At 70.9% G+C, this 21,179-nt stretch carries 19 protein-coding genes and 1 pseudogene; 10 read left to right on the top strand and 10 right to left on the bottom strand.

What is annotated here, in order from left to right; translation table 11 throughout:
* Positions 1–20: 20 nt before the first annotated feature.
* From AC3RX0_RS00825 to groES, 3 genes are all read right to left on the bottom strand, one after another.
* Positions 21–1,283: an ABC transporter substrate-binding protein gene (locus tag AC3RX0_RS00825; RefSeq protein WP_491504048.1), complete on the bottom strand. Its 1,263-nt coding sequence runs from the start codon at positions 1,281–1,283 to the stop codon at positions 21–23.
* 116 nt (positions 1,284–1,399) lie between these two features.
* Positions 1,400–2,341, bottom strand: a complete 942-nt coding sequence (rarD, locus tag AC3RX0_RS00820; protein ID WP_491504047.1) for an EamA family transporter RarD — start codon at positions 2,339–2,341, stop codon at positions 1,400–1,402.
* 295 nt (positions 2,342–2,636) lie between these two features.
* Positions 2,637–2,933: a co-chaperone GroES gene (gene groES / locus AC3RX0_RS00815; protein WP_039394204.1), complete on the bottom strand. Its 297-nt coding sequence runs from the start codon at positions 2,931–2,933 to the stop codon at positions 2,637–2,639.
* Positions 2,934–3,063: 130 nt separating this feature from the next.
* Between groES and AC3RX0_RS00810 the strand changes: the two genes are divergently transcribed.
* From AC3RX0_RS00810 to AC3RX0_RS00765, 10 genes are all read left to right on the top strand, one after another.
* Complete coding sequence (locus tag AC3RX0_RS00810) at positions 3,064–4,254, top strand: THUMP-like domain-containing protein (protein ID WP_491504046.1); 1,191 nt, start codon at positions 3,064–3,066, stop codon at positions 4,252–4,254.
* A gap of 85 nt (positions 4,255–4,339) precedes the next feature.
* Positions 4,340–5,362 (top strand): LacI family DNA-binding transcriptional regulator, encoded by a 1,023-nt coding sequence (locus AC3RX0_RS00805; protein WP_491504045.1) that lies wholly within the window; start codon positions 4,340–4,342, stop codon positions 5,360–5,362.
* Between the two features lie 84 nt (positions 5,363–5,446).
* Positions 5,447–6,370 (top strand): ROK family protein, encoded by a 924-nt coding sequence (locus AC3RX0_RS00800; protein WP_491504044.1) that lies wholly within the window; start codon positions 5,447–5,449, stop codon positions 6,368–6,370.
* Positions 6,367–8,265, top strand: a complete 1,899-nt coding sequence (locus tag AC3RX0_RS00795) for a class I mannose-6-phosphate isomerase (protein ID WP_491504043.1) — start codon at positions 6,367–6,369, stop codon at positions 8,263–8,265. Before AC3RX0_RS00800 ends, AC3RX0_RS00795 begins: the two co-directional genes overlap by 4 nt.
* 166 nt (positions 8,266–8,431) lie before the next feature.
* Positions 8,432–9,709 carry an ABC transporter substrate-binding protein gene (locus AC3RX0_RS00790; RefSeq protein WP_491504042.1) on the top strand — a complete coding sequence of 426 codons (1,278 nt, stop codon included), beginning with the start codon at positions 8,432–8,434 and terminating at the stop codon, positions 9,707–9,709.
* Between the two features lie 13 nt (positions 9,710–9,722).
* Positions 9,723–10,598 carry a carbohydrate ABC transporter permease gene (locus AC3RX0_RS00785; RefSeq protein WP_491504041.1) on the top strand — a complete coding sequence of 292 codons (876 nt, stop codon included), beginning with the start codon at positions 9,723–9,725 and terminating at the stop codon, positions 10,596–10,598.
* Between the two features lies 1 nt (position 10,599).
* Positions 10,600–11,412, top strand: coding sequence for a carbohydrate ABC transporter permease (locus tag AC3RX0_RS00780; RefSeq protein ID WP_491504040.1), 813 nt, complete (start codon positions 10,600–10,602; stop codon positions 11,410–11,412).
* A gap of 9 nt (positions 11,413–11,421) precedes the next feature.
* Positions 11,422–13,548: a glucosidase family protein gene (locus AC3RX0_RS00775; protein ID WP_491504039.1), complete on the top strand. Its 2,127-nt coding sequence runs from the start codon at positions 11,422–11,424 to the stop codon at positions 13,546–13,548.
* A gap of 74 nt (positions 13,549–13,622) precedes the next feature.
* Positions 13,623–14,837 carry a DUF5005 domain-containing protein gene (locus AC3RX0_RS00770; protein WP_491504038.1) on the top strand — a complete coding sequence of 405 codons (1,215 nt, stop codon included), beginning with the start codon at positions 13,623–13,625 and terminating at the stop codon, positions 14,835–14,837.
* Positions 14,834–15,391 (top strand): RBBP9/YdeN family alpha/beta hydrolase, encoded by a 558-nt coding sequence (locus tag AC3RX0_RS00765; protein WP_491504037.1) that lies wholly within the window; start codon positions 14,834–14,836, stop codon positions 15,389–15,391. Before AC3RX0_RS00770 ends, AC3RX0_RS00765 begins: the two co-directional genes overlap by 4 nt.
* A gap of 19 nt (positions 15,392–15,410) precedes the next feature.
* Here the strand turns inward: AC3RX0_RS00765 and AC3RX0_RS00760 are convergent, their stop codons facing one another.
* From AC3RX0_RS00760 to AC3RX0_RS00730, 7 genes and pseudogenes are all read right to left on the bottom strand, one after another.
* Positions 15,411–16,178 (bottom strand): hypothetical protein, encoded by a 768-nt coding sequence (locus AC3RX0_RS00760; RefSeq protein ID WP_491504036.1) that lies wholly within the window; start codon positions 16,176–16,178, stop codon positions 15,411–15,413.
* A complete protein-coding gene (gene tsaD, locus AC3RX0_RS00755; protein WP_491504035.1) occupies positions 16,175–17,275 on the bottom strand; it encodes a tRNA (adenosine(37)-N6)-threonylcarbamoyltransferase complex transferase subunit TsaD in 1,101 nt (366 codons plus the stop codon). Before tsaD ends, AC3RX0_RS00760 begins: the two co-directional genes overlap by 4 nt.
* A complete protein-coding gene (gene rimI, locus AC3RX0_RS00750; RefSeq protein ID WP_491504034.1) occupies positions 17,268–17,999 on the bottom strand; it encodes a ribosomal protein S18-alanine N-acetyltransferase in 732 nt (243 codons plus the stop codon). Before rimI ends, tsaD begins: the two co-directional genes overlap by 8 nt.
* Entirely contained in the window at positions 17,996–18,625 is a 630-nt protein-coding gene (gene tsaB, locus AC3RX0_RS00745) for a tRNA (adenosine(37)-N6)-threonylcarbamoyltransferase complex dimerization subunit type 1 TsaB (RefSeq protein ID WP_491504033.1), read from the bottom strand. Before tsaB ends, rimI begins: the two co-directional genes overlap by 4 nt.
* Positions 18,626–18,806: 181 nt before the next feature.
* Positions 18,807–19,289 carry a tRNA (adenosine(37)-N6)-threonylcarbamoyltransferase complex ATPase subunit type 1 TsaE gene (gene tsaE, locus AC3RX0_RS00740; RefSeq protein WP_491504032.1) on the bottom strand — a complete coding sequence of 161 codons (483 nt, stop codon included), beginning with the start codon at positions 19,287–19,289 and terminating at the stop codon, positions 18,807–18,809.
* A gap of 118 nt (positions 19,290–19,407) precedes the next feature.
* Positions 19,408–20,532 (bottom strand): alanine racemase, encoded by a 1,125-nt coding sequence (gene alr, locus AC3RX0_RS00735; RefSeq protein ID WP_491504031.1) that lies wholly within the window; start codon positions 20,530–20,532, stop codon positions 19,408–19,410.
* Between the two features lie 242 nt (positions 20,533–20,774).
* Positions 20,775–21,122, bottom strand: a pseudogene (locus AC3RX0_RS00730) (holo-ACP synthase); the annotation flags it as partial.
* Positions 21,123–21,179: the final 57 nt, after the last annotated feature.

The following is a 21,179-nucleotide window of genomic DNA, read 5'->3' as shown; positions in this document are numbered from 1 at the left end:
GGCGCTTCGTGCGGATCAGGTCAGTTGGTCCGCTGCGGCGCGTTGTTCGCGTCGTACTTGTAGATGCCGATGACCGCGCCCTGGGGGTCGTTGTGGTCGTCGAACTTGCTCTCGCCGGAGAAGCCCTGGTAGGCCGCGACCCCGCCGCTGTTGATGATGTCGGCGCAGGCCTTGAACGAGTCGCACGTCTTGCCGTTGCCGGACCCGCCCGAGACCTCCTGCATCTTGGCGCCCATCTTCGCACCCTCGGTCGACTTGGCCGCCAGTGCCGACAGAGCCATGAGGACCGTGGCGTCGTAGGCCTCACCCGCATAGGTGAAGTCCTTCATCGCCGGGTTGCCCGCGGCGGTCCAGAACGCGTTCAGGTCCTTCGTGAAGCTGTCGGGCAGCGCGGGGCCGGGCTTGGTGCCCTGAGCGCCCTCGAGCGACACCGGGAACTTCGTGGTGTAGTCCGACAGGTTGCCGTCGACCATGTAGAAGTCCTTGGCCGGGATGCCGGCGTTCACCAGCAGCGGGCCGATGGTCTTGAACTGGTCGAACGAGACGATGGCCACGGCATCCGGGTTCGCCGCCTTGATCGTCGCGACCTGAGCGTCGAACTGCGAGTCGCCGACGTTGAACGACGCGTTGGCGACGACGCTGCCGCCGGACGCCTCGAACGTCTTCTTGATCGCCTGGTACAGCCCGTTCCCGTAGGCGTCGTTCTGGAAGATGACCCCGAGCGACTTCTTGTGGTCCTGGGCGAGCAGGTTGCCGAGGACCTCGCCCTGCAGCAGGTCGCTGGGCGCGGTGCGGAAGTACAGGTGGTCCTTGTTCGGCCAGTTCGTGAAGTCGGGCGACGTGTTCGACGCCGACACCGTCAGGATCCCCGCCGAGATGTTCCCGTCCAGGATCAGCTTCGTGACACCGGATGCCGCGGCCCCCACCATTCCGGTGATGCCCGCGCTGCGCAGCTTCGAGATCGACGTCTCGTACGCCTTGGTGTCGGTGTCGCCCTCGTCGGCTGCGGTGTAGTTGACCGTGATGCCGGCCTTGGCGTCGTTGATGTCCTTCACCGCCATGCCGACCGCCGATTCCATGGGCGGACCGAGGAAGGCGAGTGAACCGGTTTCGGGCAGCAGTGATCCGAGCTTGAAGGTCAGTTCGGTCGCCGGACCTCCGCTCGTGTTGCCGGGCGTCGACGCAGGGGTGCTGCTGCAGCCGGCCATCACGAGAGCAGCCGCACCGGCAAGCGTGATCGCAGCTGCGATCCTGCCGCGCCGCAGGCCTCTCAATCCGTTCATGGTGCTCCTTTGCTTTGAACGTGGACTGTGCCCACTTCGGGTGCTCTAACCATATGGCGTGAACGGCATGATGAGCCGCAACCGATGATCTCGGTGCGCTAACGATCGCGGGTGTCTCAGGCGATGTCGGCGACGCTGCTCACGCCCCGGCGGGAGCGTCGCGCGTGCGCCAGCGAGTCGGCGGTGAGCACCACCAGCGCGACCCAGACCAGGCCGAACCCGATCCAGCGCTCGAGCGACATCGACTCGTGCAGCAGGAACGCCCCGGTGAGGAACTGCAGGATCGGCGTGAGGAACTGCAGCAGCCCCACCAGGCTGAGCGGCGCTCGTCGGGTCGCGGCGGCGAACAGCAGCAGCGGCACGGCGGTGACCACGCCCGCCAGCGCGAGCATGACGGCGTGGAACGCGCCCTCGGCGCCGAGCGTGATGCCGCTGGTGCCGCCGATCCAGATCAGCATGACGGCGGCGACCGGCGTGAGCCACGCGGTCTCGAGCGTGAGCCCGCTGACCGCGTCGACCGAGGGGCCGACGCGGTTCTTGGCCAGTCCGTACAGGCCGAACGAGAACGCGAGCGCGAGCGCGATCCACGGCATCTGCCCGTAGCCGATCACGATGACCACCACCGCGATCACGGCGATCGCGATCGCGATCCATTGCGCTGTGCGCAGGCGCTCGCGCAGCACGAGCACGCCGAGCAGCACCGTCACGATCGGGTTGATGAAGTACCCCAGGCTTGCCTCGATCACGTGCCCGGTGAGGGTCGCGACCAGGTAGACGGTCCAGTTGACGAAGATCAGGATGCCGGCGGCCGCCGTCCATCCGAGCAGCCGCGGCCGGCGCACGATGCGCCACAGCGACCCCCAGGTGCGCGTCACGCTCAACGCGATCACACAGAACACGAGCGACAGCAGCACCCGCCACGCCACGACCTCCCACGGCGTGGACGGCAGAAGCAGCAGGAAGTAGAGCGGGAACATCCCCCACAGCAGGTAGGCGACGAACGCATACACGCCCCCGACGACGGTGTCGTTCCGCCGCCGCGCCTCGGTCTGCTTCACTGCACCAGCCTAGTTCGTCGCATCGACACTCCCTCCGCGCCGAGGCCCCCGCCCCCGCCCCGACTACGGCCCCGACCACGGCCGCGACCACGGCATGCCCATTGCCATCTCCCAATCCCTATGGATTCGGCGAATCAATACCCCAGAGGGTGTGGACTCGCCCAGTCCCTATGGATTGGGCGCTCGACGGGTATGGATTGGGCGCTCGGCCGGGTAGGGATCGGGCGATCAATCCACCCCGGGAACGCCGAAGGCCCGGATGCCGCAGCACCCGGGCCTTCTGAAACAGCGGGCCTCAGCGGACGACGACCGCCAGGACGTCGCGCGCCGACAGGACGAGGTACTCGTCGGCGCCGAACTTGACCTCGGTCCCGCCGTACTTGCTGTACAGCACGCGATCGCCCACGGCGACGTCGAGCGGAACACGGTTGCCGTTGTCGTCGATGCGGCCGGGGCCGACCGCGACGACCTCGCCCTCCTGGGGCTTCTCCTTCGCGGTGTCGGGGATGACCAGGCCACTCGCGGTGGTCTGCTCGGCCTCGACCTGCTTGATGACGATGCGGTCCTCGAGCGGCTTGATGGAAACCGACACGGTCTACCTCTTCCTTGTTGAGACTGAAGACTCGTTAGCACTCTGACGTGTCGAGTGCTGATCCCAGTTTAGGCATCCATTGGCACTCACGCAACGCGAGTGCCAATCCGGGTCACCGTACCCTGGAGCGATGGAGATGTCCGAGCTGACGGCACTGCTGACCGCCGACGGTCTGCGGCTGCTCGACGACCTCGGGCCGATCGCCACCACCGACGCCGTCGCCCGGGCCGTGTCGCGGCTGCGCGCGGCCCGGCACTCCCCCGACCTGGTCTCGGCCGTGGTCGGCCAGGCGCATCTGCGGGCGAAGGCGCGGGCGAAGTTCGGGGACTTCGCAGACAGGATGCTGTTCACCCGCGCGGGTCTGGAGCAGGCCACGCGCTTGCCGGTCGCGATCCACCATGCGCGGCGCCTGCGCGCCGCCGGCATCGGAACGGTCGCCGACCTCGGCTGCGGCATCGGCGGCGACGCGCTCGCGTTCGCCGGCGCGGGCCTGGCGGTGCGCGCGGTCGACGCCGACGAGGTGACCGCGGCGATAGCGGCCTACAACCTCGCCGCCTTCGGCACGGCCGCGAGCGTCGTGCACGGCCGGGCCGAGGCATCCGATCTCGACGACGTGGATGCCGTGTGGCTCGACCCCGCTCGCCGCACAGCGGGGCACCGCGAGACGCAGCGCGTCGCGTCCGCCGAGTACTCGCCGCCGCTGGAGTGGGCGTTCGAGACCGCCGGGCGCATCCCGACCGGGATCAAGCTCGGGCCGGGGCACGACCGCGGCGCGCTGCCCGATGACGCCGAGACGCAGTGGGTCAGCGACGGCGGCAGCGTCGTCGAGCTCGTCGTGTGGAGCGGCCGGCTCGCCCGCGACGGCGTGCGCCGGGCGGCCCTGGTGCTGCGCGGCGACGACGCGCACGAGTTGACGGCGCCGGACGATTCCGAGGACGCCGAGGTGCGCGAGCTCGGCGCCTACCTGCACGAGCCAGACGGTGCGGTGATCCGGGCGCGGCTGATCGGCGAGGTCGCCCGGCAGCTGGACGGCGGCATGCTCGACCCGCACATCGCCTACGTCACCGGCGACGCGGCGCTGACGAGCCCGTTCGTGCAGTCGTTCCGCGTGCGCGAGAAGCTGCCGACGGGCGCGAAGGCGCTCGGTGCGGCCCTGCGCGCACGCGGCATCGGCACGCTCGAGATCAAGAAGCGCGGGGTGGATGTCGATCCCGCCGCATTCCGTCGCGCCCTCGCGCTGCGCGGCGACGAGTCCGCCACCCTGATCCTCACCCGGGTCGGCACGCGGCGCATGGCGGTCCTCACCGACCGCGTGGGGTGAGGCACCCGAAGCGTCGTCCGGCCGAGCGCAGACCAGCCGCACCCCTGGTGATAACGTTCCCTCGAAGAAGCGAGGAGCTGCGGACATGAGCGATGAGCGTCGGCGCCCCACCGTCAAGGAGGTCGCCGAACGGGCGGGCGTGAGCCCGATGACCGTGTCACGCACCCTCGCGGGGGGCGTCAACGTCAAGCCGGAGCTGCAGGAGCGCGTGCTCGCAGCGGTCGCCGAGCTCGGCTACCACCGCAACGAGAACGCCCGCAGCATCCGCCCGGGCCAGCCGAGCGGCCTCATCGGCGTCGCGATCACGAACATCGCGAACCCGTACTACAGCACCTTCGCGCTCGGCGTCGAAGAAGAGGCTGCCGGCACCGGGCGTCGCATCCTGCTCGGCAACACGTCCGAGGATCCCCTGCGCGAGGCGCAGCTGGTCGGCGACTTCCTCGGCCGACGCGTCGAGGGCCTGATCGTCGTGCCCACGGGCGTGTCATCGACGCATCTCGAGCACGCCCGGCAGGGCGGCGTGCCGGTCGTGCTGGCCTCGCGGCGCCTGGCCGATCTCGCGGCCGACAGCGTCGTGCTCGACGACGAGGACGGCGCCTTCCGCGGCACCAGCGCACTGCTCGAGGCCGGGCACACGCGCATCGCGTACCTCGGCAACATCCGGCGCATCTTCACCGGCGAGCGCCGCTACCGCGGCTACGTGCGCGCGCACCGCGAGCACGGCGTCGACCTCGACCGGCGCCTCGTGCCCGACGGTCAGCAGGAGGTGGACGAGGCGGCGGGCGCGATGCGCGCGCTGCTCGCGCTGGACGACCCGCCGACGGCCGTGTTCTGCGCGAACAACCGCAACGCGATCGGCGCGGTGACCGAGATCGGCCGCCAGATCGCCGAAGAAGGACGGGCGGCGGCCGACCTGCCCGAGCTCATGAGCTTCGACGACTTCGAGCTGTCGGGGCTGATGCCGGTGCCGGTCAGCGTCATCGACCACGACCCGCGCGAGCTCGGCCGCCGGGCCGCGCGACTGCTGCTGGATCGCCTCGAGGACGACGCCGACGCGCCGCCGCGAGAGCTCGAGCTGCCGGTCACGCTGCGCCGGCGCACCCGCTGACGAACGACCCGCAGACCCAGGCTTGACGCTCGCGCATCCGGGTTGGTAACGTTACCACTCGTCCCCCTCGGAAAGGAGACGCGCATGCAGCTCGGCATCGACTTCGGCGGCACGGCCGTCAAGTTCGGCCTCGTCGAGCACGGCGCGCTCGTCGCGACCGACACGATCCCGATCACGGGAACCGCGGCCGATCTCGACCGCGCCGCCGCCGGCGCCGCCGCCCTTGTGCGCGGCGCGGCGACCGGGGTGGATGCCGTGGGCATCGCCGTCCCGGGCGTCGTGACCGCCGACGGCCGCGGCATGCTCCAGGCCAACGACAAGTACGCGTATCTGCAGGGGGTCGACCTCGTCGACTGGTCGGCGCAGACGCTCGGCGTCCCGGCGATCGTCGAGAACGACGCCCGGGCCGCCCTCGTCGGCGAGGTCGCCGGCGGCTGCGCCGACGGCGCACGCGATGCCGTCGGCGTGATCCTCGGGACCGGCATCGGCACGGCCGCCATGATGGACGGCGTCCTGGTCCGCGGCAGGCACGGCCACGCCGGCATCCTGGGCGGTCACGTCACGGTGGACCTCGACGCCCCCGCGTGCCCGTGCGGCAATCTCGGCTGCGCCGAGTCGCTCGCGAGCACCCGCGCCCTGCGCGAGCAGCTGCCCGAGCTCGACGGCTACGACGAGCTGATCGCCCGCGCCGGCGACTCCCCGCGCCTCGCCGAGATCCTGACCCGCCACCTCGCCGTGTGGGGTGCGACCGTCGTCGCGATGTGCCACGCGTACGACCCGGATGTCGTCGTCCTCTCCGGCGGCATCCTGCGCGCGGGCGACGCCGTCCGTGGCCCGATCGCCGCGTACGTCGACGAGCATCTCTGGTCGTCCGCGCACCGGCCGCGCATCGCCGTCCCGACGGCGCCCGACCTGTCGGTCGTGCGCGGCCTTTCGGCACTGGCTGCACACGACCGCGGCGTAGGCCGCGAACGGGGCGCGCGCCCCCGAGGGAAGGAGACGCGATGAACGGCACGATCAGCGGGATGTCGGGCGGACACACCGCACGGGGGCTGTACGACACCCAGCCCACCGTGGACCTGCCCGCCGGCGCGCGCATCGTGCGGGGCGGCGATGCGTGGCGGGCCGCGGCCGAGCTCGCCTCGGCCCGTGCCGCGACCGGACCCGCGCGTCTGGTCGTCGACGCCTACCCCGGCACCGACCTGTCCGCACTGACGGCTGCCGTCCACGACGCGCTGCCGGACTGGCGCGTCGTGTCGGTCGAAGACGCGGCGCGCCCGATCTCCGAGATCGATGCCCTCATCGGCCCGAACCTCACCGACGATCGCGTGTTCGGCGTGCTCAGCCATGCGACGCTCGCCGACTTCTACGACGATGCGGCATTGACCCGGCTCGCCCAGGACGTCGACGCGACCGACGACGATGTCGTCGTCGTCGGCTGGGGCGCCGAGCTCGTCGGCCGGCGGCTGGCCGCGGCATCCACCCTCGTCCTCGTCGACATGGCCCGCTGGGAGCTGCAGCTGCGCCAGCGCGCCGGGGCGACCAACTGGCGGGCCGACAACCCCGGCGAAGACAACCTGCGCAAGTACAAGCGCGGCTTCTTCGTCGAATGGCGCGTCGCCGACCGGCACAAGCGCAGCCTGTTCGACCGCCTGGACTTCGTCGTCGACGGCAACGCGATCGCCCCCGCCGACCCGCGCCCCGACGCGCCCGAGGCCGGCATGGTCACCGGCGACGCGTTCCGCGCGGCGCTCGGCCACGCCACGACGCGGCCGTTCCGGGTCGTGCCGTTCTTCGACCCCGGCGTCTGGGGCGGGCAGTGGATGAAGAGCCTGATCGGCCTGGACCCGAGCAAAGACAACTACGCCTGGTGCTTCGACTGCGTGCCCGAAGAGAACTCGCTGCTGCTGCAGGGCGAGGGCGGCGTCGTCGAGATCCCCGCGCTCGACCTGGTGCTCAGCCACCCCGTCGACCTGCTCGGCGCGAAGACGTTCGCCCGCTTCGGTGCCGAGTTCCCCATCCGCTTCGACTTCCTCGACACGATGGACGGCGGCAACCTGAGCCTGCAGGTGCACCCCCTCACCGACTACATCAAGAACACGTTCGGCATGCAGTACACGCAGGACGAGAGCTATTACCTGCTGGATGCCGGTGAGGATGCCGTCGTCTACCTCGGCACCAAGACCGGCGTCGACCGGGACGCGATGCTGCGCGACCTCGAGATCGCCCAGGACGGCGGGCACCCGTTCCCCGCCGAGAAGTACGTCAACTCGTTTCCGGCACGCAAGCACGACCACTTCGCGATCCCGGCCGGCACGGTGCACTGCTCGGGGGCGGACTCGATGGTGCTGGAGATCTCGGCCACACCCTTCATCTTCACGTTCAAGCTCTGGGACTGGGGGCGCGTCGGGCTCGACGGCATCCCCCGCCCCGTCCATCTGGACCACGGCGCCCGCAACATCCAGTGGGATCGCGACACCGAGTGGACCCGGGCGAACCTCGTCGACCGGGTCGAGGTGGTCCGCGATGCCGGCGGCGTGACCGAGGAGCGCACGGGCCTGCACGAGCTGGAGTTCATCGAGGTGCGCCGGCACTGGTTCGCGCAGTCCGCCGACCACGACACGCAGGGCACGGTCAACGTGCTCAACCTCGTCGAGGGCGACGAGGTGCGGGTGGTCAGCCCGACCGACGCGTTCGAGCCGTTCACGATCCACTATGCCGAGACGTTCATCGTCCCCGCCGCGGTCGGACCCTACCGCATCGAGCGCACCGAGTCTTCGCGCAGCGACCGCTTCGCCACCGTCAAGGCCTACGTGCGCGGCTCGCGCACGGTCGACGACCGGTGGGCGGGCACCGCCGGGTCGGGCGACGCGCGCGCCGGCGAGCGCGAGGAGGCGCCGTGACCGCATCGTGACACCACGGCGGCATCGGCCCTTGCAGGTGCCCCCCGGCGTTGCTAACCTAGCCGCATGAGCGGTTGGTAACGATACCAAAATAACAGGATGTCGAATACCCCGGTGCCGATGAGCGCCCCCGGACGGACCGGCACCCACGAACAAAGGAGTTCCCATGACGTCACGACGCATCCTGGCGGCGGCACTGGCGGCCGTCACCGTCCTCGGCATCGGCGGCCTCGCTGGCTGTTCAGGCTCGACCGGGTCCACCGGGTCGGACCAGAAGACCACCGGCACGCTGAACTTCTACACCGACAAAGCCGCGTGGAAGCCCAACTTCGAATCGCTCAACACGACGAGCAAGAAGGACGTCGACATCTCGTTGAAGACGACCGGCTACTCGGATTCAAACCAGTACGACGCCTTCATCAAGCAGTCCTTCCGCACCTCGAAGAGCCCCGGGCTGTTCACGTGGCACACGGGCGATGCGCTCAAGCAGCTCGTCGATCAGGGCCTGCTCGCCGAGACGACAGACATCTGGGCCAAGGCCGTCAAGCAGGGCTGGGTGAGCGAGGACCTGCGCAAGTCCTACACGTTCGACGGCAAGCAGTACTGCGTGCCGATGAACATCGCGTACTGGGTGATGTTCTACAACAAGAAGACGTTCGACAAGTACGGGCTGCAGGTGCCTACGACCTGGGACGAGCTGAACCAGGTCGCGACCACACTGAAGAGCAAGGGCGTCACGCCCTATTACCAGACCAGCCAGCTGTTCACGTTCCAGTGGTTCCAGCACCTGGTGGCCTCGACCGACCCAGCGCTGTACACCGGCCTCGAGGACGGCTCGGTCAAATACACCGACCCGCGCATCGTGGCGGTCATGAACACGTGGCTCGACGAGGAGAAGAAGGGCTGGTTCAGCGACGCCGGCAGCACGACCGACCCGGCGGTCGGCCTCAAGCAGGGCGATTTCGCGATGATCGACTTCGGCACCTGGTACGCGGGCAACCTTGCCTCGGCGGGCATGAGCGCGGACGACTACGGCATGTTCGCCATCCCCTCGGTCAACTCCAGCCTCACCAAGACGCCGGTGGCGGTTGAGTCCGGTCCGATCTGCGTGGCCGAGAAGTCCTCGCAGAAGCAGATGGGCCTGAAGTACTCCGACTGGTGGATGTCGGCGACCGCGCAGTCCGCGTGGAACAAGGCGCACGGCGACGTGGCCTTCAACCCCAAGGCCACGGTCTCGGATCCGGCGTTGGCCAAGATCGGCACCGAGATGGCGGGCCCCGACTACCAGCTGTACGACCGCTTCTTCGAGGCGATGCCGACCGACATCATGTCCGTGGCCATCGAGCAGTTCGGCGCCTTCTCGGCGAACCCGGGTGATCCGACGCCGTTCCTGCAGAAGATCCAGGATGCCGCGGACAAGTACTGGGCGAGCCACAAGAAGTAGGAACACCCACCGCATGACGACGCGCGCCACGCCGTACCAGTGGTCCGCCCGGGGCTTCGTCGCCCCGGGCGTGATCCTGGTCGCGGTGCTGCTCTATCTTCCGCTGCTGTGGACCGTGTACCTCAGCTTCACCGAGTACAACGGCCTGGGCGATCCGGTGTGGATCGGCCTCGACAATTACGCTGCGATGTTCACCGACCCCGACTTCGTCGGCTCGGCGCTGAACACGCTGCTGTGGGTCGTGGGCACGCTCCTCGTGCCCGTCGGCGCGGGACTCGCGATCGCGCTGTTGACCTGGAACCTCGGCGGCGGCATCTGGCTGCGGCTGCCGTTCCTGATCCCCTATGCACTGTCGGGCATCGGGGTCGGCGTGATCTGGTCGTTCATCCTGTCGTCCGGCGGGGCGCTCGACCAGGCCCTCGCGGCGTTCGGGATCACGGACCCGCCTCGGTGGCTGCTGGACGCGCCGCTGAACACGGTGGTGATGATCATCGCCGCGGCCTGGCAGGGCGTGGGCGTGAACGCGCTGCTGTTCACGATCGGCCTGCAGTCGATCCCGAAAGAGCCGCTCGAAGCCGCCCGCATCGACGGCGCGGCCGGCGCGCGACTGTTCGGCAGCGTCCTGTGGCCGATGCTCCGCCCCCTCACCGCCGTCGTGGTGGGCCTGTCGATCGTGGCGAGCCTGAAGACGTTCGACATCGTCTGGAGCATGACCAAGGGGGGTCCGGGCACGGTGTCCGAGACGCTGGCGCTCACGATGTACAAAGACACGTTCGTCGACAGCAACTACGGGCTGGGGTCAGCTGTGGCTGTATTCCTCACCGTCGTCACCCTCGTGGCATCCATCATCTATCTGCGCCAGCAGCTGTCCCCGAAGAACGAGATCTGACATGTCCCGCATCGTCCGCACCGTCGTCCTCGTCATCCTCGGCATCGTCTGGCTGCTGCCCACGTACCTGCTCGTGATCAACGCCGCGAAGGACCCACTGACGTTCACCACCAAGCAGAGCTGGTTGCCCACCGACTTTCACCTCTTCCAGAATATCGGCCAGGCGCTGGCGCTGTCGGGCCTGGGCAACAGCGTGATCAGCACCGTCCTGTATGCCATCGTGTCGGCGGCCCTTGCCGTCCTCGCGGGGGCGGCGGCGGGCTTCGCGATCATCGCGCTCAAGCTGAAGCGCGGCTTCCTGTGGTTCGTGGTCATCTTCGGCGGGACGGTGTTCCCGATGCAGATGATCCTGCTGCCGCTGTTCGACGGCTACTCGAGGGTGGGCCTGTACGACACCCGCCTGGGCATGGTGATCGTGTACACGGCGATCTCGATCCCGTTCTCGGCATTCGTGATGCGCAACTTCTTCACCGGCGTCGCGCACTCCGTGTTCGAGGCGGCGGTGCTCGACGGCGCGACGACCTGGCGGATCTTCACCCGCCTGTACCTGCCGATCGCGTCGAGCGCACTGGTGGCCATCTTCATCCTGCAGGCGACGTTCGTGTGGAACGACCTGCTGCTGGGGCTGACCCTCACCCAGTCCGACGACATCCGTCCGATTGTCACGACCCTGTCGGGCATGCAGAGCACGTACGGCGGCGCGCAGATGTCGACCGTGCTCGCGGCGGCGGTGCTCGTGTCGCTGCCCACCGTCGTCCTGTTCCTGTGCACGCAGCGGTTCTTCGCCAAGGGCCTCGCCCTCGGCCAGTACTGAGAGGCCCCCGTGAACCCCCTGATCCCCACGGTCGACGACCTCGCCGCCGACCCGGTCACCCACCACGATGACGACATGATCGCCCCGACGGGCCTGACGAACCTGCTCGGCACGGTGCGGATCGACCACGACCTGACCGCGCTGTCGGCGGTCCAGTTTCCGCCGGTGTCGCAGGGGCTCACACAGACCGCGGCGCTGTTCGTCGACGGACGGCTGTTCACGTCGCTGGGCGTGCCGGTCACGTACGAGTGGCGACCCGATCGCGTCGTTCGCTCGGCCGCGACCGGTGACTGGGCGATCACCACGACCACGGTCTGCCCGCCCGGCCGAACCGCAGTGGCGATCGACATCCATGTGCACAACCGCACCGATCGGCAGCGCACCGTCCGCCTGGCTCTGTCGATCGCTGCGGGTGTGACCCGCCCGATCGGCGCGTGGCGCGACGCAGTGTCGCCGAGCGGCCGCACGATCGCTCGGGCCGACGACCGGCGTCTCGTGTTCCATGCGCCCGGCGAGCGGGCGTGGAGCATTCAGGGACTGGATGCCGGGGGCGCGGCGCGCGTGAGCGGAGTGGTGCCCTCGACCCAGGAGTTCGAGATCGGCATCGGCGGCAACGGGCGCGGCGGCGAGCTCACCGTCGAGCTCACCGTGGCCGCCGGCGATACCGCCCGGATCGGCTACGCGCACGCGGTCGGCGAGACCGAGGATGCCGCACAAGCGGCCTATGCGGCCGTTGCGCAGGACGTGCCGGCGGCGATCGCCGAGGCCGAGCGGTGGTGGAACGCGCTGCTGGCCGCCGCGTTCACGCCCGGCGACTCCGAATTCTCCGGCCACCTGCCCGTACTCGACACGGCGTCGGCGCCGCTGCGCCGGCTGTACTGGTGGGCTGCGCTCGGAGTGATCTGGTTCCGGCGCGACTTCGCCGGCAACGTGCTCGGCCGCAGCTACGACACGCTGATGCCGAACTACTGGGGCACGACGACGTTCATCTGGGACTACAGCCTCAGCTCCCTCAGCCACGCGCTGCTGGACCCGGCCGAGATGCGCCGGCAGCTCACGCACTGGATCCGCCTCGACACGCACTCGCATTTCGGCACGTCGTCACTCACCGGCGAGCCGGTCGGCCAGTGGTACTCCGTGAACGACTACGCCATGACCCGGCTCGTGCACGACTATGTGCGCCTCACCGGCGACACGGCGTTCCTCGACGAGCCGGTCGGCGAGCGCGGCACCGTGATGGACTGCCTGCACGCGTGGGCCGTGGCCTGGAAGGGCCTGCGCACCGACTCCGGCTCGGGCCTGGCCGACTACGGCGAGATCGACAACCTGCTGGAGTGCGTCAGCTCCTATACGCACGAGGTCGCGGGCCTGAATGCGGCGAACGTCTGGAACATGCGTACGGTGGCCGCGCTCGCCGAGCTGCACGGCGACGGTTCCTCGGCTGCGGCGCTGCGCGCCGAGGCCGACGCCCTCGTGCCGGCAGTGCTTTCGCTGTATCAGGACGGTGCCGGGTTCTTCGCCGCGGGGCAGCCGGACGGCTCGCGGCTGCCGGTGCGGCACTGCTACGACTTCAGCGTCGTTGGCACCACGATCCCGGGTGACCTCACCCCCGCGATGCGCACCGAGATGACGGACTTCTTCCGCCGCGAACTGCAGACCGAGAACTGGATGCGGGCGCTCTCGCCGTGGGACCCCGACGCCAGCTACAGCGTCCGCCCCGACCACCAGTGGAACGGCGCGTACCCGGCCTGGCCGGCCGATGCCGGGCGGGCACTGACCGCCCTCGGCGCGCCCGAGGTGCTCGCCGACTGGCTCACCGGCCTGGCCCGTACGGCAAACCAGGGGCCGATGGGCCAGGCGCATTTCGTCGCCGAGGCGCAGCCGGCCATCCACGGCGGCGCGCGCAAAGCACCGCCGCAGCTGCCCTACATCATCGACTGGTCGTGCTCGTCGTCGGGCGCCTGGATCGAGCTGATCCTCGAGGCCGTGTTCGGCATCCAGATCCGTGTCGACGGCACGATAACGGCGGGAGGCTGCGCCGCACTGCTGGACCCGGATGCCGTGGTCCGAGGTCTGCGGATCGCCGACCGTCTCGTCGACGTGCACGCCGATGGCAGCATCCGCGATACGGCCTGACCGGGGTCCGCGAGCCGGGCCGACCTCGACACGCGACCTACACCTGAAGGACTCAACACGAAGGAGTGACGAGCATGAACAGACGACGTCTTCGCACCCTGGGGGCGGTCACGGCCGCAGCGGCGACGCTGACCCTCGCGGTGCCGCAGATCGCCCAGGCACAGGTTCCCGCCATACCAAGGGCGGTACCGGCGGCCGTGCCACGGGGGGCCGGCACGGCCGGGGCCGACATGACGTCGGCCGGCCAGTGCTCACTCGTGCACAGCTCGCTGACGGCGTCCGCGCACGTCGACCAGCCGCTGACCGATCGGTTCACGCAGTACGGCGACACGGGCGGTGGCTGGACCGGCGGCGACAGCACGTTCTCGCTGCCGCTCGGCGAAGGCCGGCTCGGCTGGTTCTTCTCCGACACGTTCCTCGGCACGGTGAACCCCGACGGATCGCGGCCCAAGGACGCCCCGCTCGTGAACAACTCGATCGTCGTGCAGGACGCGCACGGGCTGCGCACCGTCGCCGGTCCCGACGACGGCGGCGTCGTCCCGCCTGAGCCCGACGGCCGCTGGTACTGGGTGGGCGACCCTGCGACCGGACCCCGCGGGACGATCCAGCTGCCGCTGCTGCAGTTCGAGAAGACCGGCACCGGCAGCTTCGATTTCCGATGGACGGCGAACCGGCTCGCGATCCTCGACCGCACGACGCTGCGGCTGCAGTCGATCCTCGACCTGCCGTCGGCGACCGGCATCAACTGGGGGTCGTGGACGCTGCAGCAGGGCGACACGACCTACATCTACGGCGTCACCGACGTCGACGGCGTGCGCTCTGCCTACATCGCGCGCACCGAGGGGCGCGACGGGCTGGCCGGATCATGGGCATTCTGGGACGGGCAGAGCTGGTCGCCGCGCGAGGCCGACGCGGCCGCCGTCGCACCGTACGTGTCCAACGAGTTCAGCGTCGCACCGTTCCGCGACGGCTACCTGATGGTCACGCAGGACACCTCGGAGCTGTTCAGCACCCGCATCGTCGCGAAGGTCGGATGCTCGCCGACCGGTCCATTCACCAGCGCCGTCGAGTTGTACCGCACGCCCGAGACCGGGATCTTCGGCAGCTACGGCGACGCCGACGTGTTCACCTACAACGCGCACGAGCATCCCGAACTGCGCCGCGGCGACAGCATCCTCGTCACCTACAACGTCAACACCTTCGACAACGTGGGTGATGTGTACGACGACGTGACCATCTACCGGCCGCGATTCGTCGACGTGCAGCTGACCGTGCAGCCGGCGCGATGACCGATCGCATCGTCGTGGTGCCCGGCTTCGGCGCCGACCCGGACTGCCACTGGTTTCCGTGGCTTGCCGGCGAGGGCCGGGGCCGCGGCGCCGCGGTCGAGGTCGTGAGCCTGCCCGACCCGCTCTCGCCGCGGCGCCGCGACTGGGAGGCCACGACCGCCGCGGCCCTCGGCCGCCCCGACGAGCGGACGTGGCTCGTCGGGCACTCGCTGGGCTGCATCACGGCCCTGCGGGTGCTTGACGGCGCCTCCGGCCCCTGGCGACTGGGCGGACTGCTCCTGGTCGCGGGATTCTCGGGCCTGCTGCCGAACCTGCCCGAACTGGACGGATACCTGGCCGAGCAGGCTCCGACCGATCGGGTGCGGGACCGGATCGATCGCCGCATCGTGTTCTGCTCGGACGATGACCCGGTCGTGCCGGTGACCGCGACGGCGGACCTCGCCGTCGACCTGGATGCGCGGCTGGTCGTGCTGGCCGGGCGCGGGCATTTCACCCAGGAGACCGGGGTGCGCGAACTGCCCGAAGCGCTCGCCGAGATCTTCCCCGCGAGCTGAGCGTCAGAGGCGCGGGCGATCAGACCGGGTGGGTCACCGCCCAGAGCACCCAGCCGGCGCTGTAGAGCACAGACAGGACTCCCAGCGCGAGCGCCCATCCGCCGACCGTGCGGCTCTCGACCGGGCGGCGCAGGGCGACGATCGCCAGGATGATCGCGACGAGGCCGAGCGGAAAGCCCCACCCGACGAAGAACGAGACGCCCAAGCCGGCCACGGCGAACGACAGCGCCCACGCGCCGACGCCGCGCTGCGGCCCATGCGGCACCGGCTGCGTCGCCCACCGCACCTCGAGTGTGGGGCCCGTGTCGGTCTCGGGGACGTCATTGCGACTCTCGTGCACGACGTCGACGGGCGCCGTCGGCGGGCGGGTGAAGCCGCCGCGGTGCTCTCCCGGCAGGGACGGAGCGTCGGTGCCGAGGTCGATGTCGGGGGTCGGAGCCGAGGTCCCGATCGGGGCGGCCGCGGCCGGCGGCGCGGGTGTGGCCGGCGGCGCGGGCGCGGCCGGCGGCGCGGGTGTCGCGGGTGGCCTGGGCTTCACGGGCGTCGCGGGAGGCCGCGCAGGCTTCGTGGGCGGCGCGGCCGACTCCGCCTTCGCCTTCGCGGGCCGTCCAGGCTTCGAACGGGTCGGGCCCGCAGCATCCCGCGCGGCACCGGATCCCGGCCGCACGGCACCGGATCCCGGCCGCACGGCATCGGCGCCCGGCCCCACGGCATCGGCGCCCGGCGCGGCCGGCCCCGCATCGGCCGTCGACTCGGCCGGCTTCTTCTCGTTCGCGTCGTCGTTCATGCCGCCGCTCCGGCATCCCGTTCCGCCACCTGGATCTCGGTGACCGGCAGCGTCGAATCGGCGCCGAAGGCGAGCGCCGACGGCTCGCGGCCCGACATGATCAGCTGCGACGCGAGGGCCGCGATCATCGCGCCGTTGTCGGTGCACAGGCTCAGCGGCGGGATGCGCACGGTCACCCCGGCCTCGGCGGCACGCGCGAGGGCGACGTCGCGCAGGCGCCTGTTGGCGATCACTCCCCCGCCCAGCAGCAGCCGCGGCACGTCGTACCGCGCGCACGCGTCGAGGGCCTTCGTGACCAGCACGTCGACCACCGCCTCGCGGAAGCTCGCGGCGACGTCGGCGATCGGCACGGCCTCGCCGGCGGCTTCGCGCTGCTCGATCCAGCGGGCGACCGCGGTCTTCAGTCCCGAGAACGAGAAGTCGTAGCGGTGCTTGTCCATGTCGGACGCGCGCGAGAGCCCGCGGGGAAAGCGGATGGCGGCCGGGTCACCGGATGCCGCGGCCCGGTCGATCTCGGGACCCCCGGGGTAGGGCAGCCCGAGGATGCGCGCCACCTTGTCGAACGCCTCGCCGGCCGCGTCGTCCATCGTCTCGCCCAGCAGCTCGACGTCGGTGGTGAGATCCCGCACGACCAGCAGCGAGGTGTGCCCGCCCGACACCAGCAGCGCGACGGTCGGATACTCGAGGGGCCCGGCCTCGGCGTCGAGGACGTCGGCGGCGATGTGCCCGACGAGGTGGTTCACGGCGTAGAGCGGCTTGTCGAGCGCGACGGCGAGCGCCTTGGCCGCGCCGACGCCGACCATCAGGGCGCCGGCGAGGCCGGGCCCGCTGGTCACGGCGATCGCATCGAGGTCGGCGAGAGCGAGGGCTCCGGGCCGGCCGAGCGCGGCGCCCGCCTCGGCCAGGGCCGCCTCGAGCGAGGGCTGCAGCGCCTCGAGGTGGGCGCGCGCCGCGATCTCGGGGATGACCCCGCCGTAGCGGGCGTGCTCGTCCATGCTGCTGGCGATCGTGTTGCTCAGCAGCGTGCGGCCGAGCACGACGCCGATCCCGGTCTCGTCGCAGCTGGTCTCGATCCCCAGCACGAGCGGTTCAGGCATCGTTCGTCACCTCCGTCGGCGTGCCGGCGCCCGGCATCACCGGCTGTGTCGGCTGCGCCTCACAGGGTTCGGAGGATCGCGCCAACTCCGGATGATTCGGCGAGAATCCTCCGAACTTCGCGTGATCCTCCGAAGTCTGTGAATAGTCAGACCCCGCAGAACCCGCAGCACCCGCAGATCCCGCAGAACCCGCGGCACGGCCGCGCAGATCGGCCTGCATCACGATCGCATCGATGTCGTCGGGCTGGTAATAGCGCGGCCGGCGCCCCACCTCGCGGAACCCCTCCGAGTCGTACAGCGCCTGCGCCACCGGGTTGTCGGCGCGCACCTCGAGGAACAGGTCGTGAACCCCGCGGCGCGCGGCTTCGGCGATGAGGGCGGTCAACAGCATCCGCCCCCAGCCATGGCCGCGGGATGCCGCAGCCACCGCGATCGTCTGGATGTCGCCGTCGCGCGACCCGCCCACGGCGCGCAGGCCCGCGTAGCCGACGACGGCGCCGCCCTGCTCGATCACGACGTAGTGCCCGTGCGGTGAGGCGAGCTCGGCGCGCATCGCGCTCTCGCTCCAGGCGTCGGAGGGGAACGAGGCCCGTTCGAGCGCCATGATCGCGTCGAGGTCGCCGCCGGTCGCCGGGCGAAGCCCGGGCGCCGCGAGGTGCGGCCCCGCCATGGCTGAGCCGTCGCCGCCGTGCACCCGCGCGGTCTCTCGTTCGTCGGCCGTCATGACGCGACCCGCTTCGGCGCGGCCGGGACGGCGACGTCCGGCGAGCGCAGGTACAGGGCGTCGTGCGGCCCGATCACACGTCCGGCGGCAAGAGCGCGCGCGGCCGCGAGCGCCACCATCGCGCCCGATACCGCGTGGACGTCCTGCCGGCGCGCGTCGTGCCCCGCCAGCACCTCGTCGATCTCGTCGCGGTGCGCGAGGGCGGGTCCGACGGCGCGCACGGGCAGCCCGTCGTCGTCGTCGATGCCGTCATAGACCGAGTACGCGTACTCGCGCCGGCGCGCGTCGGTCACGACGGCGAATCGCGGCAGCTCGGCGAACGGATCGCGCAGCGACACCTCGAGCGCCGCCGCGTCATGGCTGACCACCGGAATGACCGGGATGCCGCGCCCCAGCGCGAAGGCGCGGGCGGCCGCGATCCCAATGCGCAGCCCGGTGAACGGTCCCGGCCCCATGCCCGCGGCGACGTGCGTGATCTCGGCATCGCCGACCGCCTGGTGCAGCAGCGTTCCGATCACCTCGGCGTGCGCGAGCGGATCGCTGCTGTCTGCCTGGGCGACGATCACTCCGTCGGGCTCGACGACGGCGACCGTCGTGCCGAGCGAGGTGTCGATGCCGAGGATCATCCCTCCAGCGTATCGGCGCAACGCCGCCCCCGGTCGTCGAGCGAGGCTGCGCGCAGCGGGTAGACGCGTCCGCCCGTTCGGCTCGCAGGACGGATTGCACATCGCGCCGTGACACGCTGCGGAACCACCGTGCCGCCGAGCGATCTTCCTGAGACCTGAAAGCCCGCAGTTGATCCGTCACTCAGGGGCGCGGCGAGCGCGAGATCACCACGACGCGCGGGTCCGCGGCATCCTCGTCCAGCACATCGGTCGCGCCGCCCCCGACGGCCCGCTCGATGTCGACCTCCCACCACACGTCGCGCAGGCCCTCGGCCATGCCGCGGCCCCACTCGACGACGACGACCGAGCCGTCCACGTCGATGTCGAGGTCGTCGAGTTCGGCCGCCGATCCCAGCCGGTACGCATCGACGTGCACGAGCCGCGGCCCGCCCACCAGCGACGGATGCGTCCGCGCGATCACGAACGTCGGGCTCTGCACGGGCCCGCGCACGCCGAGCCCCTCGGCGATGCCGCGGGTGAGCGTCGTCTTGCCCGCCCCGAGCGGACCGGTCAGCACCACGAGGTCGCCGGGCCGCAGCATCCTTCCCATCTGCAGGCCGAGCCGTTCCATGTCGTCCGCCGCGGCGACGTCGTGCCGTCCGACGAGCGGATCCAGGCCGGTCATGCCCGCGGCCCCGTGCAGAACTGCGGAGCTCTGCGCGAAACGCCCCCGATATCGCCCCGAACCGGCCCGCACAGCTCCGGAACTCCGCAGTCCTGCGCTCCGACCGGCGCGCACCCGCTCACGCCGACTCCTCGCGGCGCGGCACGCGTGGGCCGATGCGGGTCACGATCTCGTAGTTGATGGTGGATGCCGCAGCCGCCCACTCTTCGACCGCGGGCGCTCCGAGCGTCGGGTCGCCGAACACGATCGCCTCGTCGCCGACCGCCACCGGGGCGTCGCCGACGTCGACGATGAACTGGTCCATCGCGACCCGGCCCGAGACGCGGAACCGGCGCCCGCCGATGGCCAGCGGCCCCGCGTTGGACGCCTGTCGCGGGATGCCGTCGGCATAACCGATCGGCACCAGCGCGAGGGTGGTCTCGCGCTCGGTGCGGTAGGTGTAGCCGTACGAGACGCCCTGCCCCGCCGGCACCCGCCGCACCGCGGCGACCGTGGCGCGCAGCGTCATCGCGGGGCGCAGCCCGAGGTCGGCCGACGTGCGATCGTCGAACGGCGACAGGCCGTAGATGCCGATGCCGAGCCGCACGCAGTCCAGCCGCGTCTGCGGCAGGTCGATCGCGGCGGCCGTCGCCGCGATGTGCCGCACCCGGGGGCGCAGGCCCGCCGCCGAAGCGGCCGCCTCCCCGTCGTGGAACCGCGCGAGCGCCGCCAGGTCGTCGTCGTGCGACGTGTTCGAGACGTGGCTGAACAGGCCCACCACGCGCAGGCGGCCGATGCGCTCGAGGCGCGCGGCCTCGGCGAACACCAGGCCGGCGTCCTCGGGCGCGATGCCGTTGCGCCCCAGACCCGTCTCGAGTTTGAGGTGCACCGCGACGGGTCGGTCGCTGGATGCCGCAGCCGCCGCCCGCTGCAGCTGGTCCATGCTCGAGATGCCCAGCTCGATGCCGAGCGCCGCCGCCTCGTCGAACGAGGTCTCCATCGCGTGCAGCCACGCCAGGATCGGAGCGTCGATGCCGCCGCGGCGCAGCTGCAGCGCCTCGGCCACATCGGTCACGCCGAGCCGCGCGGCTCCCCCGCGCAGGGCCGCGGCCGCGCAGCGCACGGCGCCGTGCCCGTACGCGTCGGCCTTCACGACGGCCATGACCTCGGTGCCGGTCAGCCGCCGCAGGTGCCCCACGTTCGCCGAGATCGCGGCGGTGTCGATCACCGCCTCGCGCAACACGCCGGGCGCGAGCCGGCTCATGCCCGCCCGCTCCGTTCGGCTCCGGCATCCCGAGCCGATGTGTGCCCCGAATCCGCACCCTCATCATCCCCAATCCATAGGGATTGGGCGAGTCCATGCCCCATAGGGTGTGGATTCGCCGAATCCCTATGGATTGGGGTTGCAGGAACCCCGGCCGCGGCGTCGGGAGTCGCGGCGTCGGGAGGCGCGGCGGCGGCAGGCGCGGCGTCGGCAGGCCCGGCGTCGGGAGGCCCGGCGTCGGGAGCCTCAGCGATCACGTACGCGATGGCCAGCCCCGCGTCGTGCGACATGGTCAGGTGCAGGATGCCGATCCCGCGCGCCGTGACGACGTCGGCCGTCGTCCCGCGCAGGGCGAAGCCCGGCTTGCCCTCGCCGTCCGAGACGATCTCGATCTCGGTCCAGTGCACCCCGTCCGAGCCGCCGAGCGCCTTGATCAACGCTTCTTTCGCGGCGTATCGCGCGGCCAGCGACCGGGCGGCGAGCGGCCGCTCCGACGGGGCGAACAGGCGCGGCAGCAGCCGGGGCGTGCGCGCGAGGGTGCGCTCGAATCGCGGGATGTCGACCAGGTCGACGCCGGTTCCCACGATCATCCGGACTCCCCTCGCGCCGCGGGTTGCGGCATCCTCGACCCTATCGCGCGCGACCCG

Source organism: Microbacterium sp. W1-4-2 (assembly GCF_058349885.2).
Note: the sequence above shows the minus strand (reverse complement) of the source record. Positions and strands in the feature narration are given on the sequence as shown.